Annotated in this window: 19 protein-coding genes and 1 riboswitch; of the genes, 9 read left to right on the top strand and 10 right to left on the bottom strand. The window is 59.4% G+C overall.

Features of this window, described 5'->3' with window-relative positions; translation table 11 throughout:
* Positions 1-2: 2 nt before the first annotated feature.
* Positions 3-524 (bottom strand): RNA pyrophosphohydrolase, encoded by a 522-nt coding sequence (locus tag RE428_RS04715; RefSeq protein ID WP_004580822.1) that lies wholly within the window; start codon positions 522-524, stop codon positions 3-5.
* A 248-nt stretch (positions 525-772) separates the two neighbouring features.
* Between RE428_RS04715 and RE428_RS04710 the strand changes: the two genes are divergently transcribed.
* Positions 773-1,429 carry a histidinol-phosphatase gene (locus RE428_RS04710; protein ID WP_004580821.1) on the top strand — a complete coding sequence of 219 codons (657 nt, stop codon included), beginning with the start codon at positions 773-775 and terminating at the stop codon, positions 1,427-1,429.
* Between the two features lie 5 nt (positions 1,430-1,434).
* Positions 1,435-2,571 carry an imelysin family protein gene (locus RE428_RS04705; RefSeq protein ID WP_004580820.1) on the top strand — a complete coding sequence of 379 codons (1,137 nt, stop codon included), beginning with the start codon at positions 1,435-1,437 and terminating at the stop codon, positions 2,569-2,571.
* Positions 2,572-2,584: 13 nt separating this feature from the next.
* Here RE428_RS04705 and RE428_RS04700 read toward each other — a convergent pair whose 3' ends face one another.
* From RE428_RS04700 to thiC, 7 genes are all read right to left on the bottom strand, one after another.
* Positions 2,585-3,778: a class I SAM-dependent rRNA methyltransferase gene (locus RE428_RS04700; protein ID WP_004580819.1), complete on the bottom strand. Its 1,194-nt coding sequence runs from the start codon at positions 3,776-3,778 to the stop codon at positions 2,585-2,587.
* Between the two features lie 142 nt (positions 3,779-3,920).
* Complete coding sequence (gene gcvH, locus RE428_RS04695; RefSeq protein ID WP_004580818.1) at positions 3,921-4,313, bottom strand: glycine cleavage system protein GcvH; 393 nt, start codon at positions 4,311-4,313, stop codon at positions 3,921-3,923.
* Positions 4,314-4,386: 73 nt separating this feature from the next.
* Positions 4,387-4,992, bottom strand: a complete 606-nt coding sequence (locus RE428_RS04690; protein WP_004580817.1) for a YqiA/YcfP family alpha/beta fold hydrolase — start codon at positions 4,990-4,992, stop codon at positions 4,387-4,389.
* Positions 4,993-4,998: 6 nt separating this feature from the next.
* On the bottom strand, positions 4,999-5,826 hold the full coding sequence (gene cpdA, locus RE428_RS04685) for a 3',5'-cyclic-AMP phosphodiesterase (RefSeq protein ID WP_004580816.1): 828 nt from the start codon (positions 5,824-5,826) through the stop codon (positions 4,999-5,001).
* Positions 5,827-5,975: 149 nt separating this feature from the next.
* The gene (locus tag RE428_RS04680; protein WP_004580815.1) at positions 5,976-6,482 is read right to left on the bottom strand and encodes a DUF1249 domain-containing protein; all 507 of its coding nucleotides are present in this window, start codon (positions 6,480-6,482) and stop codon (positions 5,976-5,978) included.
* Entirely contained in the window at positions 6,482-7,108 is a 627-nt protein-coding gene (locus RE428_RS04675; RefSeq protein WP_004580814.1) for an NUDIX domain-containing protein, read from the bottom strand. Before RE428_RS04675 ends, RE428_RS04680 begins: the two co-directional genes overlap by 1 nt.
* Before the next feature lie 104 nt (positions 7,109-7,212).
* A complete protein-coding gene (gene thiC / locus RE428_RS04670) occupies positions 7,213-9,093 on the bottom strand; it encodes a phosphomethylpyrimidine synthase ThiC (RefSeq protein ID WP_004580813.1) in 1,881 nt (626 codons plus the stop codon).
* A gap of 154 nt (positions 9,094-9,247) precedes the next feature.
* Positions 9,248-9,352: riboswitch (TPP riboswitch) on the bottom strand.
* A gap of 177 nt (positions 9,353-9,529) precedes the next feature.
* Between thiC and RE428_RS04665 the strand changes: the two genes are divergently transcribed.
* Entirely contained in the window at positions 9,530-10,915 is a 1,386-nt protein-coding gene (locus RE428_RS04665) for a TolC family outer membrane protein (protein WP_004580811.1), read from the top strand.
* A gap of 48 nt (positions 10,916-10,963) precedes the next feature.
* Here the strand turns inward: RE428_RS04665 and waaA are convergent, their stop codons facing one another.
* Positions 10,964-12,223, bottom strand: coding sequence for a lipid IV(A) 3-deoxy-D-manno-octulosonic acid transferase (gene waaA / locus RE428_RS04660; RefSeq protein WP_004580810.1), 1,260 nt, complete (start codon positions 12,221-12,223; stop codon positions 10,964-10,966).
* Between the two features lie 208 nt (positions 12,224-12,431).
* On the opposite strand from waaA, the gene lpxL reads away from it, so the two are divergent.
* The 4 genes from lpxL to RE428_RS04640 are packed head-to-tail and all read left to right on the top strand — an operon-like array spanning position 12,432 to position 16,499.
* A complete protein-coding gene (gene lpxL, locus RE428_RS04655; protein WP_227500206.1) occupies positions 12,432-13,394 on the top strand; it encodes an LpxL/LpxP family Kdo(2)-lipid IV(A) lauroyl/palmitoleoyl acyltransferase in 963 nt (320 codons plus the stop codon).
* Positions 13,391-14,329 carry an ELM1/GtrOC1 family putative glycosyltransferase gene (locus RE428_RS04650; protein ID WP_004580808.1) on the top strand — a complete coding sequence of 313 codons (939 nt, stop codon included), beginning with the start codon at positions 13,391-13,393 and terminating at the stop codon, positions 14,327-14,329. The genes lpxL and RE428_RS04650 overlap by 4 nt, the downstream gene beginning before the upstream one ends.
* Positions 14,326-15,444, top strand: coding sequence for a glycosyltransferase family 4 protein (locus RE428_RS04645; RefSeq protein ID WP_004580807.1), 1,119 nt, complete (start codon positions 14,326-14,328; stop codon positions 15,442-15,444). The genes RE428_RS04650 and RE428_RS04645 overlap by 4 nt, the downstream gene beginning before the upstream one ends.
* Complete coding sequence (locus tag RE428_RS04640) at positions 15,441-16,499, top strand: glycosyltransferase (RefSeq protein WP_004580806.1); 1,059 nt, start codon at positions 15,441-15,443, stop codon at positions 16,497-16,499. The genes RE428_RS04645 and RE428_RS04640 overlap by 4 nt, the downstream gene beginning before the upstream one ends.
* On the opposite strand, the gene RE428_RS04635 is transcribed toward RE428_RS04640, so the two are convergent.
* Positions 16,432-17,139: an SGNH/GDSL hydrolase family protein gene (locus tag RE428_RS04635; RefSeq protein WP_115840237.1), complete on the bottom strand. Its 708-nt coding sequence runs from the start codon at positions 17,137-17,139 to the stop codon at positions 16,432-16,434. The two genes, RE428_RS04640 and RE428_RS04635, sit on opposite strands and share 68 nt — an antisense overlap.
* Before the next feature lie 50 nt (positions 17,140-17,189).
* Between RE428_RS04635 and RE428_RS04630 the strand changes: the two genes are divergently transcribed.
* Entirely contained in the window at positions 17,190-17,843 is a 654-nt protein-coding gene (locus RE428_RS04630; RefSeq protein ID WP_004580804.1) for a YrbL family protein, read from the top strand.
* Between the two features lie 149 nt (positions 17,844-17,992).
* On the top strand, positions 17,993-18,898 hold the full coding sequence (locus RE428_RS04625; protein ID WP_004580803.1) for a lysophospholipid acyltransferase family protein: 906 nt from the start codon (positions 17,993-17,995) through the stop codon (positions 18,896-18,898).
* Positions 18,899-18,941 lie beyond the last annotated feature (43 nt).

The raw sequence follows: 18,941 nt of genomic DNA, 5'->3' as shown, positions 1-18,941 counted from the left end.
TGTTAATCCATCCTGTCCGGGAACCGCGGCGATCCCTGCCACTGCTCCATATTGTGGAACAATCTCGGCGCCAGCTCCCGCAGGGCCCGCCGATACACCTCTCGCTTGAACGATACGACCTGTCCCAGCGGATACCAGTAGCTGACCCACTGCCAGCCGTCGAACTCGGGTGAATCCGTCCCGTCGACGCAAACACTGGCATCGGGGGACAAAAGCCTCAGCAGGAACCATTTCTGTTTTTGCCCGATACACACCGGGTGCGAATGGTGTCTCACCATTCGACGGGGCAGACGATACCTCAGCCAGCCTCGGGTACAGCTGATAATTTCCACATCCCGCTGTCCCAGACCAACTTCTTCGCCCAGCTCGCGATAGAGGGCTTCCTCAGGCGTCTCGTCGTTCTTGATGCCGCCTTGGGGAAACTGCCATGCGTCCTGTCCGATTCGTCTTGCCCAGAGAACCTCACCTCGATGATTGGCCAGAATGATTCCGACGTTGGGTCTGAAACCGTCGGAGTCGATCACCGTATTATCCTGTTCAAATTTATCAGCAGCGGGTCGCCGTTCTGTTTATACTGCGCAGCCTCTTCCCCTGCCAGGAAAGCGCCTGTGACGCGGCATCCGCAATTTGCCTAAGTTGCCTTCATTCTTGCAGAAAGCGTACCGCCGGGCAAACCAGACCCGATGCCCCCAGGCATGATAGAATCGCCCGCCTGTATACCGCCCCCAGCGGCCCAAGAAGACTCTTTGACGCTTTCAGTAAGGACTATGCCGTGACCCTTGCCATCTTCGACCTCGACAACACCCTCCTCAAAGGCGACAGCGATCATGCCTGGGGCGATTTTCTGGTGGCGGAAGGCATTGTCGACGCCGGCGAGTACGAACGGGCCAACGATCAGTTCTACCAGGACTACCTGAACGGCGACCTGGACATCCTGCGCTATCTGGCCTTTGCCCTGGCGCCGCTGGCGAAGCATGAGCCGGAGGTGTTGTATGCCCTGCGCCAGCGCTTCGTCGACGAACGCATTCGTCCGCTGATGCTGGATAAGGCCGTGCAGCTGTTGGAAAAACACCGCCAGCAAGGACATTATCTGCTGATCATTACCGCCACCAATCGTTTCGTGACCCAGCCTATCGCCGAGCTGCTGGGCGTGGATGATCTCATCGCAACCGAGCCGGAAATGCAGGACGGTCGCTACACCGGCCAGGTTGCTGGCACTCCCAGCTTCCAGGATGGCAAGGTCAAACGCCTGGAGACATGGCTGGAGGAAAATGGACAGTCTGCCGACGATGCGTGGTTCTATAGTGATTCGCACAACGATGTGCCATTGCTGGAGCAAGTCGCTCATCCGATTGCCGTAGACCCGGACAGTAAACTTGAAGCGCTGGCTCAGGAAAGAGGCTGGCCCGTGATCTCGCTCAGGAACTAACACCTATGCCAGGGAAAGCACGTGTAGCACCCCCGAGACTATCGAATATACTGGGCCTGGGCCTCGCCCTGCTTTTAACCGGCTGCTCCGAGTCACCGCCGCCAGACGAAGCTTCCACCGCCGAGGAAACGGGACCAGTCACTGCGATCCCTGAGGCGTTGAAGTCTGCCGTTACTGAGAAGACCCAGGCTGTCTGTGAGGCCACCGCGACCCTGACCGGGCAGGTTACCCGGTTCCTTGACGCGCCAGGTATCGACAGCTTGAAGGCCGCACGTGAAAGCTGGCGCCAGGCCCATCAAACCTACCAGCAACTAACCGCTGTCTATCAAATTGCGGAACTACCCCCACCCCAACAGTTCAATGATAGAGATCCGGTGGATGCACACCCCATGTTGCCCGGCTACCTGGATCAGGTTCCCAATTACCCGCGTAGCGGGCTGACGTTCTCGGAAGTGCCACTGACCACGGAATTCCTGCGCAAGGAGCACCAGTCCACCGATTTCTACTATTTGACGCTGGGCTTCCACCCCATGGAATCACTCTTATGGCCTGTAGGCGGCAGGCCCGCAGAAGCCACGCTGGCCAACTTCCAGGTATCGGCCCCGAAACCGGAGGGCGATCGAATCAACGCCCCCCAACGCCGGAGCGACTTACTCAGGATTATCGCCATTGCCCTGGAGCGTGACACCCAACCGCTATGCCAGCCCCAGAATCAGGCTTATCTCATAACCGAACTGGCTGATCTCAGCGAATCACCGGCCAAGGCAGCCGTTCGCCTGGAGAGAACCCTTGCAGGTACCGTAGGTGATGGGCTGGCCCGCTGGTCGCAGAACCCAGGAGGTGAAGACCGGAACGGCATGCCGATCGCCCACAGCCCCCAGGCGCGGAGCGACTTCGCCGAATACAACGCGACTGTCCGCTACCTGCGGAACACCTGGCTACCGCTACTGCTCAAAGGCGATGAAGAGACGCTGACCGAGGCCCAGCAATCGCTGGAAACATTGGAGAGCAGACTGGCAGCTATTGACCAGGACCAGAAGCCCGTGGATCAAGCCGCGCTGACAGAAGCGCGCGCGGCGTTAACCGAATTCAGCGAAAGCCTGACCGAGCTGGCGTTCCAGGGTCGGGCTGCAGAATATTGAGTGCCGGATGCCGTCAGAGGAAACCCGTCAGCGACCGCACGAAACAGCTCTTGATGTAATCGGTCTCGGGAATGCCGGGAATCACCGGATGATCCGGCGCCTGGTGACCTTGCTCCAGCAACTGCACGAAGCGATCGATGCGACGGCCGCTGCCGCGAATGATGTCCACCAGGCGATCGGTGGACAGATGCATCGAGCAGGACGCCGACACCAGTAAACCGTCGCGATCCAGCAACCGCAAACCTAGCTGGTTGAGCCGCGCATAGGCCTGCTCGCCCACCTTCTGGTCGCGTCGACGGGGAATCAGTGCCGGTGGGTCCAATACGACGATATCGAATCGTTCTTTCTGGTCGCACAGGTCTTTCAGCGCGGTAAAGGCATCGCCCTCCAACGTGTCGACATTAGAGAGGCCGTTCAGCGCCGCATTGCGACCCACACTATCCAGGGCCGTTCGCGAGCTGTCGACACAGGTCACGCTTGCGGCACCTGCAGCTGCGGCCTGCACGCCCCAACCGCCCACATAGCTGAACACGTCGAGCACCCGCTTGCCGGATGCGTAATCCTGCAGGCGACGACGGTTCATTCGGTGATCATAGAACCAACCGGTTTTCTGCCCTTCAGCAAGGGGCGCCTCAAATCGCACGCCATTTTCTTCGACCTGAAGCACATCCGGTATATCGCCCAACCCTGCTGCGACGTAGCTGTCCAGCCCTTCCACTTCGCGCATCTTACCATCGTTCTTGAAGACGATGCTGCGCGGGTGAGCCAGCTTCTGGACGGCTCGCACGAGGGACTCCCGCATCGTCTCCATTCCAGCCGTGGAGACCTGGATCACTACCACATTATCGAAGCGATCGATAACGAGACCGGACAGACCATCGGCGTCGCCGAACACCCAACGATAGAACGGCCGGTCAAACAGCCGCTCGCGCAGGGCCAGCGCGGTTTCGAGCCGATCGGTCAGGCGTTGGGGCGTCATGCCCTGTTCCGGGTTGCGACTGATCAGACGTCCGCAAATCAGCGCGTGGGGATTAAGAAAGGCGGTGCCCAGAGGCTTGTCGTTGGCGGCGAACACACACACCTGCGACCCCGGCTCGAAGCCATTGAGAGGCGAACGACGGGTATCCACTTCGTTACTGTAGATCCACAAATGGCCGGCACGAATACGACGCTCGGCGCCTTTGCGCAGATAAAGCTGGGGAAACATAGGAATTCCTGGAAAGGGATGTGCAGAAACTGCGGCGATTATACGGGGGTGCTGGTCATGAAGACAGTGGCTGTCCTTGGTCAGCCACGCCGCCCAATAGCCCGCGCGATGACAGGCAACCGTCCCGCGCGGGCCATTGCGGTTATTCGACGTCAGCGACCAACTCGCCGTAGGCGTCAGCGTCCATCAGACCGTCCAGCTCACCCTCGTCCGCCAGTTTGACGCGGAACAGCCAGCCCTCGCCGTAGGGATCGTCGTTCAGCTTCTCGGGTTCCTCATCGAGACTCTCGTTGATCTCAATCACCTCGCCAGTCACGGGGCTGAAAACATCGGAAGCCGACTTTACCGACTCTGCAACACCAGCTTCCTCTCCCCCCGTCACGGTCGCGCCGACTTCCGGCAGCTCGACAAAGACCACGTCGCCCAACTGGTCCTGGGCGAAATCAGTAATCCCAACAGCAGCTGTGCCGTCGGACGCAACCCGCACCCACTGGTGGGTTTCGATGTACTTGAGATCCGCAGGGATCTGGCTCATGACTCATTATTCCTTGTTGCAATGTCGGGGCAGTTTACCGCACTTGATGAGGCCGGCTGAATAGCTTATGGCTTCAGTACCGCCGTCCTGGCAACAGCTTGAGGAAGGCCAGGGCCGCGGGCAAGATTCGGGGAAAACCCTGGAAGCGATGGTCACCGCCGGGCTGGATCCACTTTGGCGAATGCCGGTAGCGGTGGACCGCCTCCCGATAGTCGAGGGTCTCGTCGCCAGTCTGGAGGCAAACCAGAAAGCGTTCGGGGCGAGCCAGCTCGCTGGGATCCATCGCCTGAAGCTGATCCATATGCGCTTCTTCCACCTCGAAGCGCTCGCCGGTGTAGAGATTCTCCTGAACGCCGATATAACGGCGCAACAGGCGATACGGCGCAACCGCTGGATTGATCAATACACTGCGCAGGTTGTAACGGGCGCCGAGCGCCGAGGCATAATAGCCACCAAGGGAACTGCCCATCAAACCACAGGGCCGGCCGGCGGCAGTTTCAATGTTACGGGAGACCCGGGCGATGGCTTCGTCAGGCGCGAATCCCAGCTCGGGAACCACCAACTCAATCGGCAATGCTTCCCTTTCCAGCCACTCACGCAGCTCAGTCACCTTCTGGGACTGCGGCGAACTCTTGAAACCATGCAGATAAATCAGGCGAGGTAAGTCTTCGGAAGACATAGCCGATCAATAACCCTGACTATCCAGGTCGACGGTAAACACGTAATCCTCGGCACGGCGGACATGAGTGTCCAGCGTCCCGTCGGGGTAGAGGTCGATCCAGCGATACCCGGGCGCCTGGCCGTCGATGGAAAACTCGTTCGATCCTGGGGCGAACTGGATACACGTGGACGGCGTGGCCATCAGGCGCATGCCGTTAAGCTCGCCATCCCAGGTCTGGTGGATATGCCCCCAGAGCAGTGCCCTGACCTGGGACTGCCCTTCGAGCACCGCCATCAGGGCGTCGCTGTTGGTCAAACCAATTTGTGACATCCAGGTGCAATTGACGTCCACAGGATGATGGTGGAACGCAATCAGCGTCGGCCGCTCGGGGTGCTCCGCGAGACAGTCATTCAGGAAAGACAATTCCCCGGAGGACAACGCACCGTAGACCTTTCCAGGCACTGCCGAATTCAGGAAGATCAACTGCCAGCCACCGACAAGCAATCGACGCTGTTCGGCGTTCGTACCGGCAATCACCTCGTGCATGACCTCGACATCATCGTGGTTACCAGGGAACCAGATGACCGGGCAAGAATAAACGCTCATCTTTTCCTGGAAGACCCGATAGGCTGTCTCCGAACTATCCTGGGCAATGTCTCCACTGGCGATCACCAGATCAGGCGCATGGGGCTCCCGCTTGGCAAGCGCGATAACCGCATCCAGGCTTTCCCGGGTATTCATGCCCAGCAGGGTACCCTCAGGATCGGCCATCAGGTGCGGGTCGGTCAACTGCAGGATGCGCAGTGACGGCGCGCGAGTGGCGATATTTTCAGGTGAAACCGGGGAAGGCATGAGCGGGCCAGGACTCCAGGACGAATGATATTCATTAACGGTAAAACATAAACGTCTTGGAGAATACTAGTGGATTGCCAAAATTTTTTCCTGAAACACTGTCACATTTGGCGACGGGTCTGGAGAAGAGCCTATTTTTGCCTCGGCGGCTATTCGGCCACCGGCCAGGCGATTCGCTCTGCCGGAACGTGACCGAAGCGCAGACAGAAACTCAACCAGTCTGCCAGGAAGGCATTCACCTGGGTCTTTTCATCCGGGTGATGCATAAATCGGTTGGGATAGTCGTTGATGGCCTCGATACGGCGATTGCGATAGCAGCTGATCACCTCCGCCAGCCCCGCATCGTGATAGACGCGAACGGTCAGCTGCGGATTGTTCAGCCAGCGGCCTGCATTATGCACCTGTTCGAGCAACAGGGTTTCGGTGAAACGGGATTGCTGGAGTTGCTCGATCCGGACACGGCCGAAGTAGGCCTCACCATCCTGCAGTTCAAACTCGGCCACCTCGGTACGTCCTTCCGCCAATAGGCGCAGCCGCCGGATGCGCCCATAGTTCGCCTCGCATAGCGCGCCGAAGCGCCTCAAATCGGGCACATAGGCTTTCTTCCGCCATACCGGCATCTCTTCTGATTTCTTCTGCACCACACGCTTCTGCATCAAACCCACTCTTCTTGGAGTCGCGCCCGCTGTAGGGTAAGCCATTGCAGCGCGATGATTGCGGCGGCGTTATTGATCCGCCCATCCGCTATCATACGCAAAGCCTCATCAGCCGCCATTACATGCGCGCGAATATCTTCATGCTCGGCTTCAATGCCATACAGGCCGCCGGCACCTTCGGTGCTGACATGCCCACAATACAGCGACACCATTTCCGTGGTGCCACCCGGTGATACCAGATAACTGCAGATCCTCTCCAGTCGCCTGAATTCCAAGCCGGCTTCTTCTTCAGCCTCACGATGCGCCACATCCTCTGGGCTCTCTCCAGCTTCGTTCATGCCAGCGACCAGCTCTAACAACCAGGGCGACTGATCCCGACCCAGCGCGCCTGGGCGAAACTGTTCCAGCAGAACGACCTCGTCGCGTTGCGGATCGTAGGGCAGGACACAGGTCGCGTCACCGCGAACGAACATTTCGCGATCAAAGGTTTCCGTATAGCCACCGGCAAACCGGGCATGACTCAGCCGCAGTCGCTCCATGCCGAAAAACCCATCATACAGGGTCTCCCGATTCTCAATCCTGACGTCCTTTTCGGAAAACTGGAATGGAGCTGGTTTATCAGACATGGGCCGTCCTGCTTACTTTAAGTGAAGCAGAACAATAGAAGGCGGGAGACTGCAATTTCAAGTCCCCCGCCTGACGACAGGCACGATGCAGGAAGGAGTTCAGGCTAGATTTTGTCGTAAATCCGGGCACCTGCGCGCGTGAACTGCTCCGACTTTTCCTGCATTCCCCGGTTCAGCGCTTCCTGGGTTTCCATGCCATGTTCCCGGGCATACTCCCTCACCTCTTGCGTGATCTGCATGGAACAGAACTTGGGGCCGCACATGGAACAGAAATGCGCCACCTTGGCGGAATCCTTGGGCAGCGTTTGGTCGTGATAGGCCCTCGCGGTGTCCGGATCGAGACCGAGGTTGAACTGATCCTCCCATCGGAATTCGAAACGGGCCCGAGAAAGCGCGTCGTCCCGCAGTTGGGCGCCGGGGTGCCCTTTAGCGAGATCGGCTGCATGGGCGGCAATCTTGTAGGTAATGATGCCGGTCTTGACGTCGTCCTTGTTCGGCAGCCCCAAATGTTCCTTGGGCGTGACGTAACAGAGCATGGCGCAGCCGTACCAGCCGATCATCGCAGCACCAATCCCCGACGTGATGTGATCGTAACCGGGGGCTATATCGGTGACCAACGGGCCGAGCGTATAGAAGGGCGCTTCTTCGCAGCACTCCAGTTGCTTATCCATGTTCTCCTTGACCAGGTGCATGGGCACATGTCCCGGCCCCTCGATCATCACCTGAACGTCGTGCTCCCACGCAATTTGCGTAAGTTCACCGAGCGTTTCGAGTTCGCCAAATTGCGCCGCATCGTTCGCGTCCGCGACACACCCTGGACGCAGGCCATCCCCCAGACTGAACGAGACATCATAGGCTTTCATGATCTCGCAGATGTCTTCGAAATGCGTGTAGAGAAAGCTCTCGGTGTGGTGGGCAAGGCACCACTTGGCCATGATGGATCCGCCCCGGGAAACGATACCGGTCACCCGATTGGCAGTCAGCGGCACGTGGTGCAGGCGCACGCCGGCATGGATAGTGAAGTAATCGACGCCCTGCTCCGCCTGTTCGATCAGCGTATCCCGGAAGATATCCCAGGTCAGGTCCTCAGCCACGCCGTTCACTTTTTCCAGCGCCTGGTAAATCGGCACCGTACCAATCGGGACGGGAGAATTGCGGATAATCCACTCCCGGGTCTCGTGGATATTCTTGCCAGTGGAGAGGTCCATGACCGTATCCGAGCCCCAACGGATCCCCCAGGTGAGCTTCTCGACTTCTTCCTCGATGGACGAACTGACAGCCGAGTTACCGATATTTCCGTTGATCTTCACCAGGAAGTTACGGCCGATAATCATGGGCTCCAGTTCCGGATGATTGATGTTGGCGGGAATGATTGCGCGGCCTCGTGCCACTTCATCCCGCACAAACTCAGGCGTGATTTCCAGGGGAATCGACGCGCCATGGGATTGACCTGGATGCTGACCGTCCAGCCACCCCAGTTCCCGGGCCTCCTGCAGTTTGAGGTTCTCCCGGATCGCGACGAACTCCATTTCCGGCGTGACAATGCCCTGCCTGGCATAATGCATCTGGCTGACGTTCCGGCCCGGCTTGGCCCGCAGTGGCTTGCGGTGATCCTCGAAGCGCAGGATATCCAGTGCCGGGTCGCGCAGGCGCCGCCGGGTGAACTCGGAGGTATAACCTGCAAGGGTTTCGGTGTCCTCACGCTCATGAATCCACGCATCACGAACCGGCGAGAGTCCTTTACGTAGGTCGATGCTCGCGGCGGGATCGGTGTAGGGACCGGAGGTGTCGTAAACCACAAGCGGCGCGTTGGGCTGTGGCCCCTGCTCCGTGTTGCTGTCACTCAGGCGGATCTCACGCATGGGCACACGCAGGTCCGGCCGGCTGCCGGTTACGTAGATCTTGCGGGAACTGGGGAGTGGCTGGACCGCGGCCTGATCGACTTCGGCTGCGTCCTTGAGAAAAGAAATCGGTTCGGTCGTCATAAAGCGTCCCTCTTATCGTTCGATCCCCCTCCCTGATGCCATGCAAATATGGGCAGGAGATCGACGGAAATGGTGTCCAGGGTGGACGGGGCGCGTTTGACGAGGTTACGGCCAGGAGCCGAACGGCTGGTGGGAATTGCGCCACTGCCGGTCAAGAAAAGCTTGTCTCAAATCCCTACGCCGGTACTAACCGGATCAGGTTCGCGGGTTTTGCTTCTGCAATCTCAGCCGGCCTTCGCCAGCACCCCGTCAAGACGCGTTATTCGTTGCCACACGATGACGGCCAGGACCTCCCTCCAACCGCCTGACAGCGCGGCTTCGAGCCTGTTACATCGGTGACTTTTGCAAGTGTAGAGATCAGATGGATTATTGTCCATAATGTCCCGGCTCCCCAGCACCTCCGGACGAGGTGTCATCATCGCAGGCAGGAGAATCCATGAAGAAATCTGTGCTTTCCGGACTGGTCGGACTTCTGGTCGCCCAACCCGCCCTGGCCATCGACCTGATCGGGGCTTACGAAAAGGCGCTGGCCTATGATTCTGGCATTGCCGCCGCCCGGGCCTCCTACGAATCCCAGCAGGCCAATATCAACGTGGTCCGCAGTCAGCTCCTGCCGCAACTCAGCGCGTTTGGCGACGCCAGACATACGGACGCCGACGGCCCGGGTCGTGAAGACTCCTACAAGACCTACAGCTATGGTCTGGAACTTGCCCAACCGCTATTCCGGCCGGAAATCTGGTTCAACTTCGACGCCAGCCAGTTCCAGAGCCAGAGCGCACGGGCCGACTATAGCCTGGCCCAACAGCAACTGATTCTGGATGTGGCTACGGCGTACTTCGATGTCCTGCGCGCGGAAGACAACCTGACCACCGTTCGCGCCGCCGAAGCCGCCTTCGAGCGTCAATACGATCAGGCCCGGGAGCGTTATGAAGTTGGCCTGATAGCGATCACCGAAGTCTACGAAGCGCGAGCCAGTTACGACTCGACCAAGAGTGAACGTATTGCCGCGGAGAATGACCTCGACATTGCCCGGGAGCAACTGAGTCGCCTGATTGGTGAGAACGTCGACGATTTGCAGAACCTGGAGCAGGACTTCCCGCTGACACGCCCACAGCCAATGGACCCCAGCGCCTGGGAAAATATTGCGTTACAGCAGAATTGGCGCATTCAGGGCGCAGCGTATGACCTGGACGCCAGCCGATCTCTCCTGGATGCGGCCAAATCAGGACATTTGCCCACGCTCGACCTGAGCGCCAGCTATGGCAATACCCGGCTGGACGGTGTGGGCCAGACCTCACCCTTGCAAACCAACCGGGATGGCACGACCACCGAGGGCGTGGTGGCGCTGAGACTGAACGTTCCACTTTACGAAGGTCATGGCACCCAGGCCGAGATTCGCCAGCAGCGGGCCCAGGTGGAAGTGGCAGACCAGAACCTCAATACGGTGCGCCGCGACGTCAGCGTCAATGCCCGCAGCTTCTATCGGACGGTCAATACGAACATCGAAACTGTTACCGCCCAACGGCAATCGATCGTCTCACGGCGCAGTGCCCTGGACGCAACCCGCGCGGGCTATCAGGTAGGCACCCGGAATATCGTGGAAGTGCTGGACGCCGAACGTAACTACTACATTTCCCTCAGAGACTACGCGAACGCCCGCTACGACTATGTGGTGAATACCCTTAACCTGAAGCTGGTTGCCGGAACCCTAAGCCCACAGGATCTGGTCGACCTCAACCGTTGGTTGAGCTCATCGGCTCCCGGCATCGAGGCTATTGCTACCGACGAAACCACTGAGAACCCTCTGCAGTCGGCTCCCTGATCAACCCAATCATTCTTCCAAGCAACGCCTCATCCTGCAGAAGCTCTACTAGTCCAGCTTCTGCAGGATGCCGTCCACTACGCGCTCAAGCGCACCCCGATTGGCATCCACGACTGCCAGTGCGTTCCTGCCTAGCGTTCCGGCTCGCTCCGGGTCGTCGAAACACTGGTTAACCGCGGCGGCAAGGGTCGACGCATCGAGGGCTTTTACCACCCCGCCTCCACGATCGAGCCGCTCGTAGATATCCGCAAAATTGAACACGTGCGGCCCGGTGGCCACCGGCATCGCCCAAGCAGCGGGCTCTAGCGGATTATGACCACCGCGCTCGATGAGCGAACCACCGACGAAGGCCAGATCGGCCACGCCATAGAGCATCATAAGCTCGCCCATGGTGTCGCCAAGGTATACCTGGCTGGCATCGCTGGCCTTGTCTGCGGATCGACGCAGCATACTGAGTCCTTGCTGACGTACCAATGCAGCAACGTCGTCAAAGCGTTCCGGATGACGGGGAACCAGGATGAGCAGAGCGTCTGGATGTTTTTGCAGGATGTCGCTGTGAGCATCGAGAATTTGCTGATCTTCGCCCTCGTGCGTACTGGCGGCGATCCAGACCCGGCGTTCACGCCCCAGTTGCGAACGTAGCGCCCTGGCATCGGCCCGCAGTGCATCGGTCACATCCACATCGAACTTGATACTGCCGGTCACCGAGACCTGATCCTCAGCAGCGCCGATGGCAACGAATCGCCGTGCGTCGCTGTCTGCCTGGGCAGCAATCCAGTTGAGCTTGCCCAGGAGTGACCGAACCAGTCCGCTGACCCGCTGGTAGCCCCTGGCCGAACGTTCGGAGAGCCGCGCATTGATCAGGAAGATCGGCACACCCGCGGCAGCTGTCCGGCTAATCATGTTGGGCCAGAGTTCGGTTTCCATAACGACCAGCGCCTGGGGATGGGCCCGTTTCAGAAAACGCCTGACCGACCCAGGCGAGTCGTAGGGGGAATAGGCATAGGTCACCGCGTCTCCGAAAAGCGCTTTTGCCCGGGCACGCCCTGTGGCCGTCATCGCGGTCATCAGGATATTAGCGTGCGGGCGGCGGGCCAACAATGCCTTGACCAGGGGGGCCGCGGCGATAGTCTCCCCGACGGACACCGCGTGTACCCAGATCACTGGCTTGCCTGTGTCCGGAATCAGCCCGAGCCGGTCCTGCCAGTGGGCCAGCAACTCCGGAGAGCGACGACCGATCCACCACAAGCGAATCAGCAAAAAGGGCAGGATCAGCCGAAAGACAAACGAGTAGAGATAGTGAACCATCGGTGCTCCAGTACGAAAAACTGCGCGCATTCTAGCGCATCACAAGGCGAGTTACGTCCCAATGTGTCGCAATGGTTCACGGAGACTTAGCCCACGCGCGATGGGTATACCGCCCGCAGAATGGTCTCGTCAGCAAGACTGGACAATCGCCCTTATCAACGCGCCATTTGCTGATAGACTTGTGCAAAATCATCAGCCTGAGCATATCGTGAGTCAGTCGAAGTCAAAGAAACGCACCCGCGTGCGCGACACCCAGCTTTCCCATTACCTGCATCCACGATGGTGGGGCACGTGGCTCGTCATCGGGTTTATATGGCTACTCGCCAAGCTGCCGATGCGTGTCCAGTGGCGCACCGGTGTCATCCTCGGCGAACTGGCCTATCGCACCCTTGGGAGCCGCAAGCACATCACCCGTGTGAACATCGAACTATGCTTCCCGGAGTTGAGCCCTGCAGAACGAGAAGCACTGGTACGCAAATCCTTCCACTCCAATGGCATCGGCATCATGGAGATCGGACTGGCCTGGTTTCGCAATCCCGAGTCCTTGCGTCACCTGACCCGGGTACATGGCCTGGAGCATGTGGATGCTGGCCTGGCGGAGGGGAAAGGCATCCTGTTGCTTGGCGGCCACTACAGTACGCTCGATCTCGGCGGCAGCCTGGTCACCATGTTTATCGAAGCCGACGTTATGCAGCGCGACCACAACAACGCGCTGATGAACGCCGTGATGACCCGTTCCCGAGAACAACGATACGGCGTCGCCCTAAACAGCAAGGACCTGCGTGGTCTGTTCCGGCGCCTCAAGCAAAATCGTATCGTCTGGTACGCGACGGATCAGGATTACGGCCGCAAGGGCATCGTCTTCGCGCCTTTCTTTAACGTACCCGCCGCCAGCATTACCGCTACGGCCCGTATTGCCGAACGCAGTGGCTGCGCCGTGGTCCCGTTCAGTCATTTTCGCCGTGAAGGGGAGATCGGTTATGACATCTATTTCCATGCCCCGCTGACGCACTTCCCGTCAGGCGACGACCTGGCGGACGCTACCCGGGTGAACCAAGTCATCGAGAACGAGATTCGTCGTTGCCCCGATCAATATCTGTGGATGCACCGGCGATTCAAGACTCGCCCCTCAAAAGATGATCCAGACCTGTATCGCAGGAAAACCACATGACGCCAGAACTGGCGCCCGTTGTCTGGCTACTCCATGATGACCGACGCGGTCACCAGGTCCAGCTCAAGGGGCTCGGTAACCGGCTGAACGCCAGGGCCAACGCCCAGATTTTCTGGATCGACTGCACCACGACCAAAGTGTCCCTCTGGCGATTTCTTCTGGGCCTCCCGCCCACTCTCGAAACCCCGGAGCCCTACATCAAACCCGACCTCATCATTGGCGCCGGTAGCCAGACGCACCGCCTGCTGGCGTCCCTACGTCGCAAACGGAGTGCCCATACCGCAATACTCATGCGGCCGTCCTTTCCGAAGGGTTGGGTCAAAAGCCGCATCATTCCCGCCCATGATGGTGTCGAGGAAGATCGAGACACGCTCGTCACCCAAGGCGTTCTCAACACCCAAACCCCGATGGCGCACCTGACCAATAAACACCACGCTTTGATCCTCGTCGGCGGGCCATCGAAACATTTCAATTGGAATGGGGACGCGGTTCTGCAACAGGTCGACCATCTGTGCCAACGCTACCCGCAGTGGCGCTGGACGGTCTCATCAAGCCGGAGAACGCCGGTCGAGATGATCGATGCCCTTTCGCGCCGCGCCGGCCCGAACCTGCTCTTCCGTGACCACCGGGAAACCCACGCCAACTGGCTCGCCCACACCCTGGCGGGTTGCCGGGCAGCCTGGATCACACCGGACAGCGTCTCGATGGTCTACGAATCGCTTACCGCGGGCATCCCCACCGCGCTCTTCGATCTGGCCGCAAAGCCGTACAGTCGGGTAGCGCGGGGCGTTGAAACGCTAAGGCGAAATGGACGCGTCGGCCATATTGAAGCCGCAGAGGCGATCATGGGGGACAATTCGCCCAGACCGAAGGCGCTGTGGGAAGCCGATCGCGCCGCCCGTTGGCTTCTAGAGCGCTGGAGAAGCGCCCAGTGAAGGTGCTCCAGGTCTTACCCGCGCTGCATAGCGGTGGCGTTGAGCGGGGCACCGTCGAGCTGGCCGCCGAACTGGTCAGGCGCGGCCATGAATCCTACGTACTTTCCGCCGGCGGCCCCATGGCCGAACAACTTGAATCCGAGGGGAGCCACCACGTCAGCCGGCCGATCCACCGCAAATCCCTGGCCTCACTGGGCCAGATCCTTCCGGTCCGCCGGTTGCTGCGGGAACTACGTCCGGACGTGGTACATATTCGTTCCCGCATGCCGGCCTGGATCGTCTACCTGGCATGGAAAGGTCTACCCGTCGACGACCGGCCGGTGCTGATCAGCACCTTCCACGGTATGTATTCCGTAAATCCGTACAGCGCGGTGATGGCCAAAGCCGAGCACCTGATCGCGGTGTCCGAATGCGTCCGCAACTACATCATCGACGCCTATAAGGTCGAGGATGAGCGCATCACGGTGATCCAGCGCGGCGTGAATACCCGGACGTTCCGCGACATGCCGCTGGATCCGGATTGGCGTCGGCAACTGCTTCAGGAGCATCCACAGCTGCGAGATCGAAAAATCCTGTTGATGCCCGGCCGGCTATCGCGCTGGAAAGGCCAACTAACCTTCCTCGATGTCATGGCCCGCCTGGTCCGGCAGGACGACAACCTGCATGGCGTTATCGTGGGGGGACTTGAGGGTGGCAAGCAATACTTCATGCAGGAACTGGAAAGTCGGCGAACAGCACTTAAACTTGATCGATATGTAACCTTTCTCGGGCAGCGCAGTGATATGCACGAGCTTTACCTGTTTGCAGATCTGGTTTGCCACCTGTCGACCAAGCCTGAACCTTTTGGCCGCACCCTGACCGAGGCATTGGCTTCAGGCACACCGGTCGTCGCCTTTGAGCGCGGCGGTGCAGCTGAAACCCTCGGGGCATGCTTTCCCCAAGGCCTGGTTCCACCGGACGATATCGATGCTTTTGTCGCAAAAGCCAGTGACGTACTGACCATGCGCGAGCCCGCCTTAGAGATCCCAGAGCGATTCCGTCTCGAGGCACAAACCGAGGCCACGCTGGCCGTCTATCGCCAGGTGCTTGCCCGACATGGAAAGGCTCTGTCATGACTCGCCCGCTCCGTATTGCCCTGCTGTTGGCAACACCGGGCTCCACCTGGGGCGGCATGGAAAAGCACACCCTGGAGTTGGCCCGGGGGCTAAGCGAGAGCGGCCATGAGGTTCATGTCCTGGCGGATGCGGACTATCGGGAACCGTTTATGGATGTCAGTCATTTCCACCCGGCCCCGGTCCAGTACAGCCGACGCCACCCCTGGCTAGGCCTCCGCCTGCGGCGCTTGTTGCGGCGAATCCAACCCGATATCTGTCACGCGCAGGGCAACAAGGCCGCGCAACTGCTTAGCAATGTGAAACGGCGCCGTGGCACCACAGAGTCGATGTATGTCGGCACGCTGCACGGGACCAAGTCCTCCCACCGGGCCTTTGCCAGGCTGGATGGCGTCATCGCCGTGAGTGACGATATCGCCGAGAGTCTGGAGCATCCGAACAAGACGGTCATTTTCAACGGCATCTCAACACTCCCCCTCAGCGCGACCACCGCGTTCGAGCCGCCGACAGAACGCCCCCTGGTCGTGGCCGCAGGACGATTGGAACCGGTGAAAGGTTTTGACCGCCTACTACGGGCCTGGAGCCAGGAAGTGGGGCACGGACAGTTGGTTATCCTTGGCGAGGGGAGTGCCCGTGGGAAGCTTGAGAAGCAGGTCAAGCAATTGGGCCTTGAGGATCGTGCCACACTACCCGGTTATGAAACCAACGTGAGGGCGTGGCTGAAGCAGGCAGATCTCTGCATAATCAGCTCCGACCGTGAGGGCTTTCCCTACATCCTTGTCGAAGCCCTGCTCAGCGAGTGCCCTATCATCTCCACGCCAGTCAGCGGTGTCAGCACCTGGCTGCCCGAGGGCTGCATCGCCGCATCACTCTCAACGGACGATCTTGCAGCCTGCCTCAGTTCAGCGCTCGCGGACCTGCCTGCGCTACGGGAGACGCTGGCACCAACCTTTGCCCGGGCAGCGGAATCCCTGACCTGTGACGCCATGGTCAGACGGACAGTGGCGTTCTATGAGCATCTCGCTGCAGCAACGCCAGACTCGGACGAAGCACGCTAATCACCTTCTCCGCCACGACGGTGTGGCCCGCGTCTGTCAAGTGGGTACCGTCTGGCATCAGGGTTTCGTCGCGCCGGGCCCAGAGATCCTCGAAGGCATTCACGTAGAGAGTGTTATCGCAGCGCCCGGCAAGTTCCTTCAGCGCCGCGTTATACCGGCGGATGCGTGGATTGCGCGTTTCGTTCAGATTGGGCGCGGTGCCGACCAGCACGAACAGGGTCGAAGGGGCGGATTTGACGACAGCTTTTATGGACCGGAGGTATTCATCCAGGGGCACCTGCTCTACCGCGCCTAAGCGCTCCTGCAACTGGAAACGCCGCACCCACTTTTTCAGTTTTTTGACGAATTTGCGGGCAATACGCCGTCTGGGCGAATCCGGATAGTAGAGTACGTAGGGCGCGCCACGGAAGGTCAACCAGGAATCGACAAGCCCGTACTGTATCATCGCTACGCGGTACTGGTCGGGTGGGTAGTCCGAAGCGTAGTGGCGCAGCTCGCGCGTTGTACTCATGGTGTGGCCACAGTTGGTCAGGGGCATCCCCAGGGCATCAGCCACCCGTTGCGCCCATAGTCGACCAGAGAACCGGCGAATCCCTTCGGTATTGCAATCACCGTAGGCTATACATTGATGTACCGTCACCCCTAACGCTCCATTTACTGCGAAAAACGCCCTAAAGCGACACACTGTCCATGATAGATCTCAGTCAACAGGAACCTTTCGCCGCGGGCTACAACCGGTTCTGTTATATCCATCCCGAGGATCCCCGTCGCTGTCTAAAGATCCTCAACCCGGAGAACATCGAGCGACGCTTTGCCCGACAGCGCTGGTACAAGAAGATGCTCGGCAAATCCCGTATCAATGACAATCTCCAGGAACAAATTGCCTACGACCAACCAGCGGTCATACATGGCGGTGAGAAAGTGTGGTCACACCTACCCCGCTTCTACGGCCAGGCCCCCACGACACGGGGTCCCGCAAACAGTAGTGAGCTTATCACCAACAGCAATGGCGCGCCTGGCATCACACTTGAAAGCTATCTGAAACGACACGGCGTCAATGGCTGTATACGGACTGCGATCGACGATTTCTGTCGGTGGCTGCGCGAAACCGGCATTCTTACGCGCAACCTCCTACCCCACAACCTCGTCGTGGTTACCCGCGAAGACCACCTCAAGCTTTACCTGGTAGATGGCCTGGGGGCACCGGGTATACCGGCCCGACTTGCCGCGCTTCCCGCTTACAGACAACGCTATATCGAGCGCAAGATCCGGCGCTTCTGGAAGCGCGTCGAGTGGGAGGCGAACGGGCGACAGGGAGCCTGGGAGGCTGCTGAAAAGATCTAGGCACACAGAGACTGGGTAACGCCCACATTCTTCCCTACCCATGGTGACTGCAAGCCCCACAGTCGACATTGCGGCATCCCTGACCTTGCCGGTCCTGGTCGATGGTGGTAGCTTGCCGCCCTATCCTAATTCCTTGAAAAAATAAGATCATGGCCCTGTCACGCATCAGCCTGTTGACCAGGATTCTCAAGCTCGCCGGCAAACTGCCTCTCAATATTGCCCAGGGGTTGGGCAGTTTTATCGGTTTGCTGTTGTGGTGGTTCCCGACGAGATCCCGCCACGCCACAGAAATCAACCTGGGCATTGCGTACCCCGACCTTCCGGCCCCTGAACGCCAGCGTCTGGCCCGTAAAAGCCTGAAACAGACCGGTCAAACCATTATGGAGATCCCGTTGATGTGGGAGTGGCCGGTGGAGCGCTGCCTGGACCTGGTCCGGGAAGTCGAAGGTGAAGAATTGCTGACACGGAGCCGCGAAGACAGCAAGGGCCTGATACTGCTGGCACCACACCTGGGTAATTGGGAACTGGCGGGGCTCTATTTTTCCTCCCGCTACAAAATGGCGGCTCTCTACAGCCCGCCCCACTGGCCAGAGTTCGAAGATTACATGATTCGGGTGCGTGGCCGGCTGGGGTCAGAACTGGTTCGCGGTGACCGTCGGGGTCTCGCACGTCTTATAACCCTGCTGCGGGAAGGCGGCGTCGCCGGGATACTGCCAGACCAGAGCCCTCGAGGAAAGACAAACGCCTATGCCCCTTTCTTCGGCATGGAAGTCCGCACCATGACGTTGGTCGCAAAGCTATTACAGAAATCCGGTGCGGCAGTATTGCTTACCTATGCTGAGCGCTTGCCCAACGCAAAAGGGTTCCGGATCGTCATCCGCGAATGCGAGCCAGGCATGGCCGATAGCGATCCCGTGGTCGCGGCAACGGCCCTTAACGCCTCAGTCGAACAGGCGGTGCTGGCCATTCCCGAGCAGTACCAGTGGGAGTATAAGCGTATGAGGCATCGTCCACCGGGCGAGGTGAATCCCTATAAACCGGGGCGGATCTGTTAGAGTCCCGCTACACTGGCAAAGCCCAAGATAATGAAAGGAAGAG

Source organism: Marinobacter nanhaiticus D15-8W, from assembly GCF_036511935.1.
In the GTDB taxonomy this organism is placed as follows: Bacteria; Pseudomonadota; Gammaproteobacteria; order Pseudomonadales; family Oleiphilaceae; genus Marinobacter_A; species Marinobacter_A nanhaiticus.
This window is presented reverse-complemented; position numbering and strand designations above follow the sequence as displayed.

Bases quoted from the DNA above. Each gene is read 5' to 3' on its own strand.
- RE428_RS04705 (WP_004580820.1), top strand. From the start codon at position 1,435: ATGCCAGGGAAAGCACGTGTAGCACCCCCGAGACTATCGAATATACTG.
- RE428_RS04700 (WP_004580819.1), bottom strand. From the start codon at position 3,778: ATGTTTCCCCAGCTTTATCTGCGCAAAGGCGCCGAGCGTCGTATTCGT.
- gcvH (WP_004580818.1), bottom strand. From the start codon at position 4,313: ATGAGCCAGATCCCTGCGGATCTCAAGTACATCGAAACCCACCAGTGG.
- RE428_RS04690 (WP_004580817.1), bottom strand. From the start codon at position 4,992: ATGTCTTCCGAAGACTTACCTCGCCTGATTTATCTGCATGGTTTCAAG.
- cpdA (WP_004580816.1), bottom strand. From the start codon at position 5,826: ATGCCTTCCCCGGTTTCACCTGAAAATATCGCCACTCGCGCGCCGTCA.
- RE428_RS04680 (WP_004580815.1), bottom strand. From the start codon at position 6,482: ATGCAGAAGCGTGTGGTGCAGAAGAAATCAGAAGAGATGCCGGTATGG.
- RE428_RS04675 (WP_004580814.1), bottom strand. From the start codon at position 7,108: ATGTCTGATAAACCAGCTCCATTCCAGTTTTCCGAAAAGGACGTCAGG.
- thiC (WP_004580813.1), bottom strand. From the start codon at position 9,093: ATGACGACCGAACCGATTTCTTTTCTCAAGGACGCAGCCGAAGTCGAT.
- RE428_RS04665 (WP_004580811.1), top strand. From the start codon at position 9,530: ATGAAGAAATCTGTGCTTTCCGGACTGGTCGGACTTCTGGTCGCCCAA.
- waaA (WP_004580810.1), bottom strand. From the start codon at position 12,223: ATGGTTCACTATCTCTACTCGTTTGTCTTTCGGCTGATCCTGCCCTTT.
- RE428_RS04650 (WP_004580808.1), top strand. From the start codon at position 13,391: ATGACGCCAGAACTGGCGCCCGTTGTCTGGCTACTCCATGATGACCGA.
- RE428_RS04640 (WP_004580806.1), top strand. From the start codon at position 15,441: ATGACTCGCCCGCTCCGTATTGCCCTGCTGTTGGCAACACCGGGCTCC.
- RE428_RS04630 (WP_004580804.1), top strand. From the start codon at position 17,190: ATGATAGATCTCAGTCAACAGGAACCTTTCGCCGCGGGCTACAACCGG.
- RE428_RS04625 (WP_004580803.1), top strand. From the start codon at position 17,993: ATGGCCCTGTCACGCATCAGCCTGTTGACCAGGATTCTCAAGCTCGCC.